A 382-nucleotide genomic window follows, 5' to 3' on the forward strand; every position below is an offset into this window, starting at 1 on the left:
CTTAGCCGTAAATGAAGCGATTAATGGAACCAGGTAATCGTAGAGCAACGCATCGGATGTTGTAATGCGAATTTCACCAGAAAGTCCGCGGACTTCTTCTGTGATGCTACGGAGCACATGGTTAACATCATCTTCAACACGGTGAGCCAGTAAAATGAGCTCCGCGCCTGCCGCTGTGGGCACATACTGAGAGCGACGCCGCAGGAAAAGTGACAGACCCAGAACATTTTCAATTGCACCCAGGCGCCTGAATAAGGTGGAGTGATTCATGTCAAGAGCATCAGAGGCGCGTGATAAGTTACCATGCTCGCCTACTGCCAGAACAACTTTTAAATCGTCGTAGGAAAAGCGGTTTAGAATATTATGCATGGCTACTGCCTTG

At 48.4% G+C, this 382-nt stretch carries 1 protein-coding gene; it reads right to left on the reverse strand.

Going from position 1 to position 382, the window contains the following annotated elements:
* A partial coding sequence (locus SB754_RS19405; protein ID WP_410784038.1) for a LysR family transcriptional regulator occupies nt 1-382 on the reverse strand: 382 nt, incomplete at both ends.

The sequence above is a fragment of the Leifsonia sp. SIMBA_070 genome (assembly GCF_046534635.1).
Lineage (GTDB): Bacteria > Actinomycetota > Actinomycetes > Actinomycetales > Microbacteriaceae > Leifsonia.